This is a genomic window from Paenarthrobacter sp. AR 02 (genome assembly GCF_021538675.1).
Classification (GTDB): Bacteria; Actinomycetota; Actinomycetes; order Actinomycetales; family Micrococcaceae; genus Arthrobacter.
On sequence record NZ_JAJUKH010000001.1, the window covers coordinates 944,795 to 961,362 of the forward strand.

Consider the following 16,568-nt stretch of genomic DNA (forward strand, 5'->3'; position numbering starts at 1 on the left):
GGGGTGTCCTAGATGTTGAAAGCTGGTTCGATGACTTTGGAGAAGAAGCTCCGGGTGCGTTCCTCGCGCGGGTTGGCGAAGATCTCCTGGGGTGAACCGGATTCGATGATCAACCCGTCGTCCATGAAGACCACGGTGTCTGCCACGTCTCGGGCAAAGCCCATCTCATGGGTCACGATGATCAGCGTGGTCCCGGACTTGGCCAGTTCCCGGATGACGTCCAGGACCTCGTTGACCAGTTCAGGGTCCAAGGCGGAGGTGGGCTCGTCGAACAGCAGGATTTTGGGGTCCAAGGCCAGCGCACGGGCAATGGCGACGCGCTGCTGCTGGCCACCGGAGAGCTGCCGGGGGTAGGCGTCGGCGCGGTCCTTCAGGCCCACCCGGTCCAGGAGTTCCAGCCCGCGTTTCCGGGCTTCGGCCTTGGAGCGCTTCTGCGCCACGATCGGCGCCTCAACGACGTTCTCCAGGGCTGTGAGGTGCGGGAACAGGTTGAAGCTCTGGAACACCATGCCAATGTTGGTGCGCTGCTTGAGGATGTCCTTCTCGCGCAGTTCGTGGAGCTTGTTGCCGCGAACCTCGTAGCCCACCAGTTCGCCGTCGATGGTGATGTAGCCGCCGTCGACCTTTTCAAGGTGGTTGATGGTCCGCAGAAGCGTGGACTTGCCGGACCCGGACGGTCCGACGATCACAGCCACGCCACCAGGCTGGACGGTGAGGGAAACTCCCTTGAGGACCTCGGTGGCGCCGAAGGACTTCCGGACGTTGGCGATATCGACCTGGCCGCGGGTGCCGGCCTTGGCCTGGGCTGAGTCGTTGGCTGCTTGGGCTGACCCGGTAGCGCCCACGGTTTCGCGGGATTCGCCGGCAGCCTCCCCGGCTGCGGTTTCAGCGGCAGCCTGTGCCGCCGTCGTTTTCTGCTTGCGTGCGGCGATGATGCTCATCGGGCGTCCTTCGTGGGGGAAGAGGCAACGTGGGTGGCGAAAAACTTCCGGGCCTTCTGCAGCGGCGTGAGCGGCAGCGTCCGGAGGGCGCCCTTGGAGAAGTGGCGCTCAATGTAGTACTGGAAGACGCTCAGCACGGAGGTGATCACCACGTACCAGAGGGTGGCGACCAACAGCAGCGGGAGCACCTGCTGGGTCCGGTTGTAGATGACCTGGACGGTGTAGAAGAGCTCGGAGTAGGCCAGGACGTAAACGATCGAGGTGCCCTTGACCAGGCCGATGATTTCGTTGAAGGCATTGGGCAGGATGGCGCGCATGGCCTGCGGCAGCACGATCCGGGTGGAACGCTTCCACGCCGGGATGCCCAAAGCCGATGCTGCTTCCAACTGGCCCTGGTCCACGGAGAGAATGCCGCCGCGGATGATCTCTGCAGAGTAGGCCGCCTGGTTCAGGGTGAGGCCAAGCACGGCAGCGGCGAACTGGCTGATGAGCGTGGTGGTCTGGGCTTCGAAGAAGCGGACGTCCGTGAAGGGGATGCCCAGGCTGATCTTCTCGTACAGGTACCCCAGGTTGTACCAAAGGAGGAGCTGGACCAGCAGCGGTGTGGAGCGGAAGATCCAGGAGAACGTCCAGGACACTGAAACCAGCAAAGGCGAGGCAGACAAGCGCATGAGGGCAAGGATGAACCCGAGCACAAAGCCCAGGACGCCGGAGATGGCCGTGAGCTTAAGGGTCTCCACCAAACCGTTGACAACGGACTGCGCGGTGAACCATTGGGCCACCACGCCCCACTCCCAGCGGGGGTTGGTCACCAGGGACCAGGCGATGGCTGCGACGCCGGCGGCAACCAGCACGGTACCCACCCAACGCCAGGTGTGACGGGCCGGGACCAGCTTGTATTCGGAGTAGTCCGGGGTGGGCGGTGCGGTGTCCGCCGTGGCAGGCGGTGCTATTGCACTCATGCGCCACCTCATTTCAGATCGGTTGTTGTCTAGTGGATGGCTGCCAATCTATGGGCGCGCCGAAGCCGCCAGCAAGGCGGGAATTTGCACTTCTTCACTGGACTTCGCGGGGCTTCGCAAGGCTTCGCACCGCGTCACAATCACCGTCATCAAGCGCCATATGCGTCGGGATTTTGCGTGCCTTAACGCGGTGTTACGCGTGGTGAACGGCCGTTACCCGCTCCTCGACCGGCGCGCTCCGAGGTCCCTAGATTGGACTGCACCAACCACTGTTTGCCAGGAGATCCCATGCCGTCACGAGTTCCCGCCCTCGCCTTCATTGGCGGCGGTCCGCGCACGGCCGGCGTCCTGGAACGGCTGGCAGCCAACCGCCCCGCACTGTTCGAAGGCCCCCTGGACATCCACGTCATCGAGCCGCATCAGCCGGGCTCGGGCAGGATCTGGCGCTACGACCAGGACCCCGGCCTCCTGCTCAACTCAACGGCAGCGGACGTCACCATGTTCACTGACGCGTCGGTGGCGTGCGATGGACCCTCCGTCGATGGGCCGGGCCTCGCAACCTGGGCCGCGGGAGTGCTGGATGGCACAATCCGCGACGTTCCAGCGCTGGAGCCGCACTTGCTCGAAAAGCTCCGCTCGCTGACGCCGTCGTCCTTTCCCACCAGGCAACTCCAGAGCAAGTACCTTGAGTGGTTCTTCCGTCGGGCCGTCTCTTCGCTCGGCACAGAAGTGACGGTCACGGTCCATCAGGACACGGCAACCGCCGTCGAACGCGCTTCCGACGACGGTTCCCACCACGTGCGGCTGGCTTCCGGTGCTGGGGTGGTCGCCGACGTCGTGGTCTACGCGCTCGGCCACACCGATTCCTTGCTGGATCCCGAGTCCGCCCGCCTCAGCGATTTCGCTGCCACCCACGGCGGGTTCCATGCGCCGCCGTCGTACACCACTGATGTGGACTACTCCGCCGTGGAAGCAGGCCAGGACGTGATTGTCTCCGGAATGGGTCTCGCGTTCGTTGACCTGCTGGTGTTGTTGTTCGAAGGTCGCGGCGGGCGGTTCGAGGAAAGGCCCGACGGCGAACTCGACTACGTGCCGTCCGGCGCCGAACCCCGGGTCTGGGCAGGGTCGCGGCGCGGGGTGCCGTATCACTCCAAGATCTCCTCGGAGCTGCGCGGCGAGCCGATTTCCCGCCCCCGGTATTTCACTGCAGAGGCTGTCCAGGCGCTGTTGGCCGAGCATCAGGAGCTCGATTTCCGCACCCAACTGTGGCCCCTGATCGCCAAGGATGCCGGCTACGCCTACTACCGGGAACTGTTCACCGGCTACCCGTCACGGGTGTTGGGAACGTGGGAGAGCTTCGAAGCGCACTTTGACGCCGTCCAGTGGTACAGCCCGGCACGGGAAGAGCTGGTGGCCGTATCCGTGCCGGATCCGGCACTCCGGCTGGACCTGGAGAAGCTCGACCACCCGTTGAGCGGCTGCGCTTTCGCCGACCATGACGCCGTGCAGCGTTCGGTGGCCGCGTACATCCAGAACGACCTCAACCTCCGCACCAGCAGCGACCACTCCGAAACCCTCGCACTGTTCACCGCGTTGTTGTTTGTGTACATGGATCTGGGCCGGCTTGTCCCGCAGGAGCGGCTCAACGCCCGCTCACAGCAGGCCGTCCACGGTTGGTGGCACGGCTTCTTCAGCTTCGTTGACTCCGGACCCCCTTCCCACCGACTCCGCGAAATGCTCGCGCTACACAGGGCCGGGCTCCTGAAATTCCTGGGCCCGGGCATGTGGGTTCGCGCTGACGAATCCCTCGGCCGTTTCGTCGCGGGCTCCTTCCAGTCGCCCGTGGTGGTTGACTCGTCCGCCTATATCGAGGCGCGGTTGCCTTCGGCGTCGGTGGAGCGGTCCGCCAACCCTGCCCTGCTGCACCTGCACGACGCCGGATGGGGAACCGAACAGCGGTTGCTCACCTCCGAAGGAACCCACTCAACGGGCAAACTCCTGGTTTCCGGGAATCACGAAGTATTGTCCCCTGTTGGTATTCCACAGAAGGGTTTGTTCGCGGTGGGACCATGGACTTCCGGTTGGGGCGCGGGCGCCTTTGCCCGTCCCAACACCAACGCAGCTCCGTTCCGGGAAAATGACGCCCTGGCGCGGCGGATCCTGTCCGCGGTTGCCGCCGTCCCCGCGCTCCAACCCAACTAGTTCGCAGCTTGGACCTGGTTGGTATCCGTTCACGAAAGGCATGACATGACCACTTCGCCGACCCTTCCGACGTCGGACATCACCGTCCTGAGCCTGCCCATGGACGATCCCCGCGTCCGCCCGCTCCTGGACGAGCTCGCCGTCGAATATGAGACGCGCTACGGGAATCTGTTCAGCAGCGAGGGCGCGGCCGAGGAACTCAACCGTTACCCTGCCGAAGAGTTCGCGGCGCCCCACGGTGCGCTCATCATCCTCCAGGAGAACGGCGAGTCCGTGGCTGGCGGTGCCTTCCGCCGTTATGACCAGGACACCGCCGAACTCAAGAGGATTTGGACGCACTCAGCGCATCGCCGCCGCGGCCTGGCACGGCGGGTGCTCCTTGAGCTCGAGGCGGAGGCCCTGCGCCGCGGCTACTCCAAGCTCTACCTGACCACGGGTCCCAGGCAGCCGGAAGCCAAAAACCTGTACCTGGCCACAGGGTATACGGCGCTGTTCGACCTCGCCGCAGACCCCGAAGAAATCAAGCATTTGGCTTTCAGCAAGGATCTTGCCACGCACAGCTAAGCTATGCGCATGGCCAACAAAACCACTGCCGAAAAACTAGCCACCATCCAGCAGGGCTACACCCTGGAAGGTGCCACCATTGAGCTTGGTGCAGCGATCGTGGACGGCGAAGTCCACAAGGAGGCGCAGGTCCGCCTCCCGCTGGCCATGATGAACCGGCACGGTCTGGTGGCCGGCGCCACCGGTACCGGCAAGACAGTCACGCTGCACATGATCGCCGAACAGCTTTCGACGGCGGGTGTCCCGGTTTTCCTCGCCGACATCAAAGGCGACCTGTCCGGGCTGGCGACGCCCGCAACCGGGAGCGAGAAACTGACAGCCCGTACCTCTGCGCTGGGCCAGGACTGGTCCGCGAAGAACTTTCCCGTCGAGTTCCTGTCACTCGGTGGGGACGGCAACGGTATCCCGGTCCGCGCCACCATTACCTCTTTCGGGCCCATCCTGCTCTCGCGCATCATGGACCTCAACGACACCCAGGAGTCCAGCCTCCAGCTCATCTTCCACTTCGCCGACCAGAAAAACCTTGAGCTGATCGACCTCAAGGACCTCCGTGCCGTCATCCAGTTCCTCACCTCCGACGAGGGCAAAGCGGAGCTTGAGAACCTGGGCGGCCTCTCCAAAGCCACAGCAGGCGTGATCCTGCGCGAATTGGTGGGATTGGAAGCGCAAGGCATGGAGAAATTCTTCGGCGAACCGGAGTTCGATACTGCCGAGCTGCTCCGCACAGCACCGGACGGCCGCGGAGTGGTTAGTTGCCTGGAGCTCCCGACGCTGCAGACCAAGCCCCTGCTGTTTTCAACCTTCCTGATGTGGCTCCTGGCCGACCTCTTCGAAGACCTGCCCGAAGCCGGCGACCTGGACAAGCCCAAGCTGGTCTTCTTCCTGGACGAGGCCCACCTGCTCTTCAACGACGCTTCCAAGGCCTTCCTTGAAGCCATCACCACCACGGTCCGGCTCATCCGTTCCAAGGGCGTGGGCATCTTCTTTGTCACCCAAACACCCAAGGACGTTCCCGCCGACATCCTGGGCCAACTCGCCAACAGGGTGCAGCATGCCTTGCGGGCCTTCACCCCGGAGGACGCCAAGGCGCTCAAAGCGACGGTGTCCACGTTCCCGGTCAGCGACTACGACCTGGAAAAGACACTGACTTCAGCCGGCATCGGCGAAGCTGTCATCACCGTCATGAACGAAAAAGGAGCTCCCACGCCTGTTGCCCTGACCCGGCTCCGGGCGCCCGAGTCCGTCATGGGACCCAGCACTGACGAGCTCATCCGGAGCACGGTGGCTGCATCCGCGCTGTTGTCGAAGTACGGTACCGCGGTGGACAACGTCTCCGCGTACGAGAAGCTGAACGGCCAGGTTGCCGCCTCCACAGGCGACCCCGCACCCGGCCTGCCGCCCGCCCCGGCTTCCTCCACGGGAACATCGCAGGCAGACATCGACGCCGAAGCCCGCCGTATCGAGGAGGAAATCCTCGGCCGTCCAAGCTCCCGGCCTTCCACCCCCGAGTCCTACCCGGCCCCGCCCATGCCGGCCCCTCCCGCGCCTGCCCCGGCACCCGCCCCACAGGACGGCATGTTCGGTGACATCGCCGGCGCCTTGGGAGGTGCGTTGGGCGGTGGCCTCAAGAGCATGGTCCGATCCATGGGGACCCAGCTCGGCCGTGACCTCATGCGGGGTGTCTTCGGCACCTCCTCGCGCCGGCGTCGCTAACCCTCCTCGCCGGGCCCGGGCGGCGGCACCACAAGCTGCCGCCCGCCGTCGTGCCTTCTCCACACGGTGGACATAAGTCGTTCCGACGCCTTCGTGCACAGTGATTTCGGCTGCGGCAGGTAACGTAAAGGGCGTGCAGTGGAGTCAAGCGATGGTCAGGACCGCAGCCGGGTGGCTGCTCGGTCTGATGCTTGCTGCCGCCGGAGCCATCGTGTGCATCAATCTGGTGAGCTCCTCTGTGGCCAGCCCCCAGCAGCCCGTCAAGGAATACTTCCAAGCCCTGCAAAAGGGTGACGGCGCACAAGCACTGGGGTTGCTGAGGGCCAAAGTTCCCAGCGCCAACGCCGCAATGCTCGACGGAACCGCGTTACAAACCGCCGCCTCCAAGATGTCAGACGTCAAGGTGGGGAACCCCGAATCCCGTGGCAGCAACCGGGTAGCCGTGCCCGTGGAATACACCCTGGACGGCAACCGCCTCCACACCGAGTTCCTGATGGAGCGCACCGGAACCCAGTGGCTGTTCTTCACCAAATGGGCCTTCGTGCCCACAACCTTGCCCACCATTGACGTCACGGTGGTCAATGCAAGCGAAGCGACGCTCAACGGTGTCCCCGTCAACATGCCCAACGGCCACAACACCTTCGCCGTCTTTTTCCCCGGCAAATACGAAGCAAGCTTGAACGGCACCTATTTCGAGGCTCCTCCTGCGTCGGCGCTCGTTTCAACGCGCGACGGCGGGACGGCCCCCCTGAACCTCCTGACGCGGTCCACGAAGGCCATGAATGACGCCGTCGCGGGCAAGGTCAAGGAGTTCCTGGACACGTGCGCCGTCCAGGCGACGGAACAGCAACGCCTCCAGCCGGACTGCCCGTTCTACCACGTCAGCAATGCCCGGGTAGTGGACGGAACCATCAAATGGGCTATCACGGAGTACCCCAAGGTCACCATTGAGCCCTTTGGCGGCAAGTGGGTCGTAGCGCCTTTGAATGGCAAAGCTACGCTGACCGCCCGCGAAATCGACCTCTTCACGGGCGCCGGCAAAGACCTCAGCGTTGAGCACGACTTCAGCTTCACCACCCAGTTGGACGTCAGCGGCGACACCGTGACGGTGACGCCCATGCTGACGTTCTGAGGCCTGTCCGCGGGTTCTTAGTCCATGCCGCGGAGGTCCAGCACCAACTCGGACTCGCCATCGGCCTGCAGGACCACTGGAATGCCCCAATCCTGCTGGTAGAGGTGGCATGCAGCATGGTCCGGGATTTCGCCGTCTTCGGTCTCGGGTCCATCACACGCGGCAGCACGTGCCGTGATGTGCAGGATGCCCTCGGGAACGTCGGCCGACAGTTCAAGGGTACGGAGCAAGCCCACCGACGTCCCTCCACCTGAAACCAGCAGCTCAGGGGGTGTGGAGGAGATCTTCAACTGCGTCGGGTCGCCCCAGCGGTCGTCAAGCTTCTGGCCTGTGGGGGCCTTGAACCGCACGGCAAGCTCGAGGTTTCCCGGCGTGACAGGGCTCTTGGGGCGGTGCGTCTGCGACGCGCCCTCGTCCACCTGCTGTGCTTCCTTCGGGATGGGAACCAGGACCAGCTGGTGCTTGTTCGACTCCACCACGACAAGCAGCGGCTCGCTGCCTTCCACTTGAACCACGACGACGTCGCTCGGCTCGGCGAGGCCCCTCGCCAACGTGGAGACGGACTTGGCGACGGGGTCGTACCGGCGAACGGCGCCGTTGTACGTATCGGCAATGGCCACTGAACCGTCAGGGAGGACCGTGACGCCCAAGGGGTGCTGGAGACGGGCCTCCGCGAAGTCACCGTCGCGGAACCCGAAGTCGAACAGGCCCTTGCCTACGGCAGTCTCAACAGTCACGCCGGAGTCACTGAGAACCAGGCGGCGCAGGGAGGACGTCTCAGAATCGGCAACCCAGATGTTGTCATCCGCGTCGATCGCAAGGCCGGACGACTGGGCGAACCAGGCTTCCTCGGCTTTGCCGTCCAACAGGCCTTCAAGCCCGGAACCGGCAAGGATCGAAACCTCGTTGGTCAGGGGGTCGAAAGCGAAAATCTGGTGGGTTCCGGCCATCGCAATGACGACCTTCTGCAGCTTCTGGCTCCAGACCACATCCCAGGGCGAGGACAGGGAAACTTCAGTGCCAAGTCCCAGTGCTCCAACGTCCACGGAGTCCGCCGCAAAATCGGCCGGACCGTCGTCGTGGTGTTCGGACCACGTACCCGCACCCGAGTCGGTGACCCGGGCGGGACCGGCGTCCAGCAGGCGCTGCACTCCGTTGCCCGCAACGGTTTGCACATAGCCGGATCTGAGCGTCACGCCGCGCAGCCGGTGGTTGACCGTATCGGCCACGACGGCGTCGTATCCGAGCTTCCACGCGAGCTCAGACGGGAGCAAAGCTACGCCTTGCGGCTCGTTGAACCGGGCAATCTCGGCTTGTCCGTCCACGTAGCCCTTGGTCCCTGAGCCGATAACGCGCTCCACAGTCTCCAGGTCCGGGCGGAGCTCCACCAGCCGGTGGTGGCCGGAGTCCACCACGAGGTAGTTGCCGTTGGTGAGTTGGGTGGCCTTTCCGGGGAAGCGCAACGTACCCGACGTCGGCTCCGGTGCCACGTAGGGACCGTTGCCGCGGTGCAGGGTTCCCTTGGCTTCGTGCTCGGCTACGAGCTCCTCCAGGAGCACGGCAAGGCCGCCTGCGTGGCCCTCGCCCGACAGGTGGGCCACGATGTAGCCCTCCGGATCGACCACGACGAGCGTTGGCCACGCGCGGGCCGTGTAGGCCTTCCAGGTGGCAAGCTCCGGGTCGTCAAGGACCGGGTGGTGGATTTCGTAGCGTTCAACAGCTGATGCCAGGGCCACCGGATCGGCCTCATGTTCGAACTTGGGCGAGTGCACGCCTACCGTCACCAGGACGTCCGAGTACTTTTCCTCGAGCGGGCGGAGCTCATCCAGGACGTGCAGGCAATTGATGCAGCAGAACGTCCAGAAGTCGAGCAGCACGATCTTTCCCCGCAGGGATTCGAGATCCAGTGACTTGCCGCCCGTGTTGAGCCAGCCGCGGCCCTCCAGTTCGGAGGCCCGGACCCGGAGTTGGGTGCGTACGGTTTCGCTCATCAGCGTCCTTCCAGCTTGGTTTGTGGTTCAGTCTGCCCGGCGGGGTCCGTGGTGGGGTCCGTCCGGGCAGGTTCCGTGCTCCGGCCCGCCATCTTGGCGTCACGATCAGCCAGGCGGGCAAACATATCGTTGTAAGCACTGAGATCGGCGTCATTATTCCTGTCGGCCGCCCGGTCCACCCTGCGGGTCTCCCGCTCATCGGAACGGGACCACATGACAGCCACCCCGATCGCCACCAGCAGCGTGGGTATCTCGCCGATGCCCCAGGCCACTGCTCCCCCCAGTTGTTGGTCTCCCAAGGCCGACGGGCCCCACGCACGGCCGAGGTTTCCGAAGTAGTCCGCGGCGAGCAGGCCCGTGCCACCCATGATGGACACGCCGAAGAAGGCGTGGAAGCCCATGGTGGCCAGCAGCAGAAGCAGGCGCATTGGATAAGGGGCACGGCGTGGCAGCGGATCGCTGCCGATCATGCTGAGCACGAAGATGTATCCGGTCAGCAGGAAGTGGACATTCATCAGCTCATGGCCAACGTGCTCGCGCATCGCCAGGCCGAAGAGATCCGAGTAATAGAACAAAACGATCGACCCTGCGAAGTTCGCTGCGGCGAACAACGGGTGGGTGACGACCTGCGAGAACCTGGAGTGGACAAACAACAGCAACCACTCGCGCAGTCCGCGGGAGCCCTGGGCGCCTTCGCCCCTCGCCGGGAGGGCACGCAAGGCGAGGGTTACCGGCGCCCCGAGGACCAGGAAGATCGGTGCCACCATAGTCAGGGCCATGTGGTCCACCATGTGCGCGGAGAACAGCACCCTGCCGTAGACAGCGGGCGGTCCTGACGTGATGTACGTGAGTACCACCAAGCCGATCATCCAGTTCGCAGCCCGGAACCAGGACCACTTGTCTCCACGCTTGCGGACCTTCACGACGCCCATGACGTACGTGACTGCGCCAAAGAGCGCTACACCTACCCACAGCCAGTCGAAACGCCACTCAGTGAGCCACCGCTCGGGCGTCAGTTCGGGTGGCAACTCGTAGCCGGAGAGGATGAACGACGGCGACGCGTCCGGCGCGTAGGTGGTGGGCTGCGGCGGTGCCGAGCGCCCAAGCGCAACGGCGAGGCCCGACGTCGCACCCATCACGAGCAGTTCAACCAGCACCAGCTGCCACAGCACGCGGCGCGCGGACATCGAACCGCCCTTGCCGAGCTGGGGGATGACCCACTGACGGTGCATGAAACCAATGCCGCCCAAGACCAGGGTAGCCAGCGCCTTGGCGACGATCAGCTGACCGTAAGGCGAACCGAACAGGTCCGCCGGGTTGGTGACCCGGATGGCTGCGTTGATGACACCCGAGGCGAACACAAGAACGAACGCGAAGCCTGCCAGGGCGGAGAAGCGCCGGAGGGTTTGCTCCGTGATGTCCGGGCTCCCCTTGCTTCGCGAACCCGTGAGGAGTCCTGACAGGACGGCGAGCATGATGATGCCACCCACCCATGTTGAGACTCCCACCAAGTGAAGGCCCAGGGAGTTGATGGCACCTTCATGGTCGCTGGAGCTTGAAGAGTGCCCAATGAGGGCAGTAGGAACGAGACCAATAAGGGCCAAAAGAAGAGTGAAAGCCAGGCCCGTCAACGACCTGACGCCGAACAGTGCCGTGGTGACCACTGCGGCGATAATGGTCACCGCGAGCCACGCCTTACCGGTGTCGATGTCGGTCATGAAATACACCAACGCCCGAGTGAACTCGGCATCACCCGAGAGTCCCTGCCCAGCGACATCCGCGTACGTCAGAACGAGAACCGCCACGGCCGACAGGGTCCAGGCGGCACCGGCGGCTGCAGCAACTCCAAGGGCCCGGGTAAAGGCCGGATGCTCCGGAGCGTCGAGGTCCTTCTCCCGTGACCGGGAGCCGCCGAGGTTCTTGGGCAGGATGCCGACGGCGAAGATCAGCCCACCCACAACGGTGGCCACAGAAATGTTGTGTACGGCCTTTGCAATCGGAAGACCCCATCGGACCAGAGCGCCGGGATCGGAGACCTGCCGGGCTGCGGCAGCGCCGGAGAAGATCAGTGCCCCGGCCAGAACCAGGAACAAGACCGCCAAGCCAGCCAGCTGCCACGGAACGGAAATTCCCGCGACGGAGTCACCTCCACGCGTTCCCGGCTTGGGAACGGGCGAAGGGGCAGTTGCGGAGCTTCTTGCTGACGGCACCTATCCATTGTCCGCTACCCGCTCCCGGGCTGCGAATCGTAAGGGGCGCTATGTGCATTAACTAACAGCAAAAGGGACGGCAACCATCAGGTTGCCGTCCCTTCAAGGCGTTCGCCGAAGAATAGTTACTTCTTCTTGGCGACAGCTGCCTTCAGCTTGGAGCCAGCGGTCAGCTTGACGCTGTGGCCGGCTGCGATCTGGATGGTTTCGCCGGTCTGCGGGTTGCGGCCGGTGCGAGCTGCACGGTCGGTACGCTCAACTGCGAGCCAGCCCGGGATGGTGATCTTTTCGCCGGCGGCGACAGAAGTCTCGAAAACCTCGAACAGTGCATCGAGCACGGAGTTGACTGCTGCCTGGCTGGTGCCAGCCTTGCCTGCTACCTCTGCAACGAGTTCACTACGGTTCTTAGCCATTTACGTCCTCCTGGACTCATACGTTTTTGAGCTTTCAAGCGGAATGCGAGCAAGCCACTGTTCGAAAACTTACCAGCTTGGGCAGCCATGGCCAGCAAATTCCGCGTGTTTCCGCGCCTTTTTGACCAAAATCACCGCAATTTAGGGGTTTTTGGGACCGCTTTACGCCCTTGGCGTACCCTTCGCCGTCGGCAGGGAGCCGTCGTCCGGTCCTGTCAGAACAGGATGCGTTGGAAGAGGACGTGATCCTGCCACTTACCGGCGATCTGCAGATACTCTGGCGCCATCCCGATCCGCTCGAACCCGGACCGCTTGAGTACCGCCTGCGAGGCCAGGTTATGGACCAGGGTCGCGGCCTGCACGCGATGGAGTCCCAACTCATCCGCGGCCATGGTGAGGACATGCCCTACTGCGGCCGATGCCAGGCCTCTGCCGGTGAACTCCTGGTCAACCCAATAACCCATATTCGCGCTGAGAAATGGCCCGCGAACCACGCCGGAGAGCGTAATTCTGCCGATGACCCGTTGACCCGCCGTAATGACCCAGGGCACCTCGCTGCCGCCAGCGAACAGGTTCAGTTTGGCTTCCACGTCCCTGGCCTGACCAACTTCGCTGAAGAACTCCTCGCTCCGTTGAGGGTCCCACGGGGCCAGGTGCTCCTGGTTCCGTGTGTAGGCCGCGGCCAAGGGGCCGGCATCCTGGACCGCCAGCGGGCGCAAGGTCAATGGCCCGCGTCCGTCCGCGGTGTCGGCGGCGTCAAAGGGGATGTTCCGGGTGAGATTCATCCCATGACAGTACCTGAGCTGTTGGGTTGTTAAATGTGGGAGACCCCCCGACCCGTGTGGGTTGGGGGGTCTCGACCTTAATGGTTGTCCGGCGGTGTCCTACTCTCCCACACCCTCCCGGGTGCAGTACCATCGGCGCTGTGGGTCTTAGCTTCCGGGTTCGGAATGGGACCGGGCGTTTCCCCCACGCTATGACCGCCGTAACTTTGTTACCCGTCCCAACCCCGTGTGGGGGTGGGTGGGAAGACTGTGGTTACAACTGTGGTGCTTGGTTGTTTATTCAGTTGGTTGTTGGTTCCCGGGGTTGTTGGTTGGGAACCACATAGTGGACGCGTGCAGTGTGTTGTGTGGTGTAAGTTGTTGGCCTATTAGTACCGGTCAGCTTCACGAGTCTTTAGTCCTCGCTTCCACATCCGGCCTATCAACCCAGTGGTCTGGCTGGGGGCCTCTCACACATAAATGTGTATGGAAATCTCATCTTGAAGCGAGCTTCCCGCTTAGATGCTTTCAGCGGTTATCCCATCCGAACGTAGCTAATCAGCGATGCACTTGGCAGTACAACTGACACACCAGAGGTTCGTCCGTCCCGGTCCTCTCGTACTAAGGACAGCCCTTCTCAAATTTCCTGCGCGCGCAGCGGATAGGGACCGAACTGTCTCACGACGTTCTAAACCCAGCTCGCGTACCGCTTTAATGGGCGAACAGCCCAACCCTTGGGACCTACTCCAGCCCCAGGATGCGACGAGCCGACATCGAGGTGCCAAACCATGCCGTCGATATGGACTCTTGGGCAAGATCAGCCTGTTATCCCCGAGGTACCTTTTATCCGTTGAGCGACGGCCATTCCACAATGTACCGCCGGATCACTAGTCCCGACTTTCGTCCCTGCTTGAGATGTCTCTCTCACAGTCAAGCTCCCTTGTGCACTTACACTCGACACCTGATTGCCAACCAGGCTGAGGGAACCTTTGGGCGCCTCCGTTACTTTTTAGGAGGCAACCGCCCCAGTTAAACTACCCATCAGGCACTGTCCCTGACCCGGATCACGGGCCGAAGTTAGATGTCCAAAGTGACCAGAGTGGTATTTCAACGATGACTCCACCCGAACTGGCGTCCGGGTTTCAACGTCTCCCACCTATCCTACACAAGCCACTCCGAACACCAATACCAAACTATAGTAAAGGTCTCGGGGTCTTTCCGTCCTGCTGCGCGTAACGAGCATCTTTACTCGTACTGCAATTTCGCCGAGTTTATGGTTGAGACAGCGGGGAAGTCGTTACTCCATTCGTGCAGGTCGGAACTTACCCGACAAGGAATTTCGCTACCTTAGGATGGTTATAGTTACCACCGCCGTTTACTGGGGCTTAAATTCTCAGCTTCGCCAACGAGTTGGCTAACCGGTCCTCTTAACCTTCCAGCACCGGGCAGGAGTCAGTCCGTATACATCGTCTTGCGACTTCGCACGGACCTGTGTTTTTAGTAAACAGTCGCTTCCCCCTGGTCTCTGCGGCCCACACCCGCTCACGGAGAGCAAGTCTCCATCACGGGGCAGGCCCCCCTTCTCCCGAAGTTACGGGGGCATTTTGCCGAGTTCCTTAACCATAATTCTCTCGATCGCCTTGGTATTCTCTACCTGATCACCTGTGTCGGTTTGGGGTACGGGCGGCTAAAACCTCGCGTCGATGCTTTTCTTGGCAGCATAGGATCACCGGATCCCCCCTTACGGGAGTCCCATCAGATCTCAGGATCGTGCTCGAAACACACAGGAACGGATTTGCCTATCCCTGACCCTACATCCTTAGACCGGGGCAACCATCGCCCGGCCCGGCTACCTTCCTGCGTCACACCTGTTAATACGCTTACCTCCCGGGATCAGGTCCCGCGCTCGGCCAAAACCCGGCACACCACAAGGGTGTACGGGCAGGCTCCGGGCGGTTAGTATCCCCCGCTTGGCATGGGCGGTTTTTCGCCGGTACGGGAATATCAACCCGTTGTCCATCGACTACGCCTGTCGGCCTCGCCTTAGGTCCCGACTTACCCAGGGCAGATTAGCTTGACCCTGGAACCCTTGATCATTCGGCGGACGGGTTTCTCACCCGTCTTTCGCTACTCATGCCTGCATTCTCACTCGTGTAGGCTCCACCGCTGGTTTCCACCGCGACTTCACTGCCCACACGACGCTCCCCTACCACTCCACACCCCTGAACCACGAAGGCTAGGGTACTGTGTGAAATCCACAACTTCGGCGGTGTACTTGAGCCCCGCTACATTGTCGGCGCGGAATCACTTGACCAGTGAGCTATTACGCACTCTTTCAAGGATGGCTGCTTCTAAGCCAACCTCCTGGTTGTCTTCGCAACTCCACATCCTTTCCCACTTAGCACACGCTTAGGGGCCTTAGTTGGTGGTCTGGGCTGTTTCCCTCTCGACTATGAAGCTTATCCCCCACAGTCTCACTGCTGCGCTCTGACTTACCGGCATTCGGAGTTTGGCTGACGTCAGTAACCTTGTAGGGCCCATCGGCCATCCAGTAGCTCTACCTCCGGCAAGAAACACGCAACGCTGCACCTAAATGCATTTCGGGGAGAACCAGCTATCACGGAGTTTGATTGGCCTTTCACCCCTACCCACAGCTCATCCCCTCCATTTTCAACTGAAGTGGGTTCGGTCCTCCACGACGTCTTACCGTCGCTTCAACCTGGCCATGGGTAGATCACTCCGCTTCGGGTCTAGATCACGCCACTACACTCGCCCTGTTCAGACTCGCTTTCGCTACGGCTACCCCACACGGGTTAACCTCGCGACGTAACACTAACTCGCAGGCTCATTCTTCAAAAGGCACGCCGTCACAACTACAAGGCTGCTCCGACGGATTGTAAGCACACGGTTTCAGGTACTGTTTCACTCCCCTCCCGGGGTACTTTTCACCTTTCCCTCACGGTACTGGTCCGCTATCGGTCATTAGGAAGTATTTAGGCTTATCAGGTGGTCCTGACAGATTCGCACGGGATTTCTCGGGCCCCGTGCTACTTGGGATACTCTCCAGGCGGCACAAAACATTACGGTTACGGGGCTCACACCCTCTCTGGCCGGCCTTTCAAGACCGTTCACCTATGCCTGCACATCACACCTCACCGGTCCGGCAGAACCAGCACGGAAAGTCCCACAACCCCGCCCATGCAACGCCCGCCGGCTATCACACATGGAACGGTTTAGCCTGATCCGCGTTCGCTCGCCACTACTAACGGAATCACTCTTGTTTTCTCTTCCTGCGGGTACTGAGATGTTTCACTTCCCCGCGTTCCCCCCACGCACCCTATGTGTTCAGATGCGGGTCACACAATCACCATGACAGCGTTGTGCGGGGTTTCCCCATTCGGACATCCTGGGATCAACGCTCGGTTATCAACTCCCCCAGGCTTATCGCAGATTCCTACGTCCTTCTTCGGCTCCTAATGCCAAGGCATCCACCGTGTGCCCTTAAAAACTTGACCACACAAAGATCAAAAACTTACTCGAGAGAACCACGACCACAAAGGGCCAGGTTCATTCATAAGAAATTGCTGTATAGAAACACACACACGTATGCGTGTGTTCCTAGATGCTCGCGTCCACTATGTAGTTCTCAAACAACAACCCCATCAACCAGACCCCC

Annotated in this window: 10 protein-coding genes and 2 rRNA genes; 4 read left to right on the top strand and 8 right to left on the bottom strand. The window is 62.2% G+C overall.

Annotated features, from left to right (window positions below):
• Positions 1–8 precede the first annotated feature (8 nt).
• Together LRQ04_RS04410 and LRQ04_RS04415 are read right to left on the bottom strand one after the other, a co-directional pair.
• Positions 9–941, bottom strand: coding sequence for an amino acid ABC transporter ATP-binding protein (locus LRQ04_RS04410; RefSeq protein ID WP_235517943.1), 933 nt, complete (start codon positions 939–941; stop codon positions 9–11).
• Positions 938–1,903, bottom strand: a complete 966-nt coding sequence (locus LRQ04_RS04415; protein WP_235517944.1) for an amino acid ABC transporter permease — start codon at positions 1,901–1,903, stop codon at positions 938–940. Before LRQ04_RS04415 ends, LRQ04_RS04410 begins: the two co-directional genes overlap by 4 nt.
• 288 nt (positions 1,904–2,191) lie before the next feature.
• On the opposite strand from LRQ04_RS04415, the gene LRQ04_RS04420 reads away from it, so the two are divergent.
• From LRQ04_RS04420 to LRQ04_RS04435, 4 genes are all read left to right on the top strand, one after another.
• Complete coding sequence (locus LRQ04_RS04420; protein WP_235517945.1) at positions 2,192–4,105, top strand: FAD/NAD(P)-binding domain-containing protein; 1,914 nt, start codon at positions 2,192–2,194, stop codon at positions 4,103–4,105.
• Between the two features lie 45 nt (positions 4,106–4,150).
• Positions 4,151–4,669 carry a GNAT family N-acetyltransferase gene (locus LRQ04_RS04425; protein ID WP_235517946.1) on the top strand — a complete coding sequence of 173 codons (519 nt, stop codon included), beginning with the start codon at positions 4,151–4,153 and terminating at the stop codon, positions 4,667–4,669.
• Between the two features lie 9 nt (positions 4,670–4,678).
• Positions 4,679–6,382, top strand: a complete 1,704-nt coding sequence (locus LRQ04_RS04430) for a helicase HerA-like domain-containing protein (RefSeq protein ID WP_235517948.1) — start codon at positions 4,679–4,681, stop codon at positions 6,380–6,382.
• Between the two features lie 151 nt (positions 6,383–6,533).
• On the top strand, positions 6,534–7,514 hold the full coding sequence (locus tag LRQ04_RS04435) for a hypothetical protein (protein ID WP_235517949.1): 981 nt from the start codon (positions 6,534–6,536) through the stop codon (positions 7,512–7,514).
• 17 nt (positions 7,515–7,531) lie between these two features.
• On the opposite strand, the gene LRQ04_RS04440 is transcribed toward LRQ04_RS04435, so the two are convergent.
• From LRQ04_RS04440 to LRQ04_RS04465, 6 genes are all read right to left on the bottom strand, one after another.
• Entirely contained in the window at positions 7,532–9,505 is a 1,974-nt protein-coding gene (locus tag LRQ04_RS04440) for an NHL domain-containing thioredoxin family protein (protein ID WP_235517950.1), read from the bottom strand.
• Positions 9,505–11,715, bottom strand: coding sequence for a cytochrome c oxidase assembly protein (locus tag LRQ04_RS04445; RefSeq protein WP_235517952.1), 2,211 nt, complete (start codon positions 11,713–11,715; stop codon positions 9,505–9,507). The genes LRQ04_RS04440 and LRQ04_RS04445 overlap by 1 nt, the downstream gene beginning before the upstream one ends.
• A 125-nt stretch (positions 11,716–11,840) precedes the next feature.
• Entirely contained in the window at positions 11,841–12,128 is a 288-nt protein-coding gene (locus LRQ04_RS04450) for an HU family DNA-binding protein (protein WP_011776355.1), read from the bottom strand.
• A gap of 215 nt (positions 12,129–12,343) precedes the next feature.
• Positions 12,344–12,913, bottom strand: a complete 570-nt coding sequence (locus LRQ04_RS04455; protein WP_235517953.1) for a GNAT family N-acetyltransferase — start codon at positions 12,911–12,913, stop codon at positions 12,344–12,346.
• 86 nt (positions 12,914–12,999) lie between these two features.
• A 5S ribosomal RNA gene (gene rrf / locus LRQ04_RS04460) occupies positions 13,000–13,116 on the bottom strand.
• A 144-nt stretch (positions 13,117–13,260) separates the two neighbouring features.
• Positions 13,261–16,407: ribosomal RNA gene (locus tag LRQ04_RS04465) — 23S ribosomal RNA — on the bottom strand.
• Positions 16,408–16,568: the final 161 nt, after the last annotated feature.

Bases quoted from the DNA above. Each gene is read 5' to 3' on its own strand.
- LRQ04_RS04410 (WP_235517943.1), bottom strand. From the start codon at position 941: ATGAGCATCATCGCCGCACGCAAGCAGAAAACGACGGCGGCACAGGCT.
- LRQ04_RS04415 (WP_235517944.1), bottom strand. From the start codon at position 1,903: ATGAGTGCAATAGCACCGCCTGCCACGGCGGACACCGCACCGCCCACC.
- LRQ04_RS04420 (WP_235517945.1), top strand. From the start codon at position 2,192: ATGCCGTCACGAGTTCCCGCCCTCGCCTTCATTGGCGGCGGTCCGCGC.
- LRQ04_RS04425 (WP_235517946.1), top strand. From the start codon at position 4,151: ATGACCACTTCGCCGACCCTTCCGACGTCGGACATCACCGTCCTGAGC.
- LRQ04_RS04430 (WP_235517948.1), top strand. From the start codon at position 4,679: ATGGCCAACAAAACCACTGCCGAAAAACTAGCCACCATCCAGCAGGGC.
- LRQ04_RS04435 (WP_235517949.1), top strand. From the start codon at position 6,534: ATGGTCAGGACCGCAGCCGGGTGGCTGCTCGGTCTGATGCTTGCTGCC.
- LRQ04_RS04440 (WP_235517950.1), bottom strand. From the start codon at position 9,505: ATGAGCGAAACCGTACGCACCCAACTCCGGGTCCGGGCCTCCGAACTG.
- LRQ04_RS04450 (WP_011776355.1), bottom strand. From the start codon at position 12,128: ATGGCTAAGAACCGTAGTGAACTCGTTGCAGAGGTAGCAGGCAAGGCT.
- LRQ04_RS04455 (WP_235517953.1), bottom strand. From the start codon at position 12,913: ATGAATCTCACCCGGAACATCCCCTTTGACGCCGCCGACACCGCGGAC.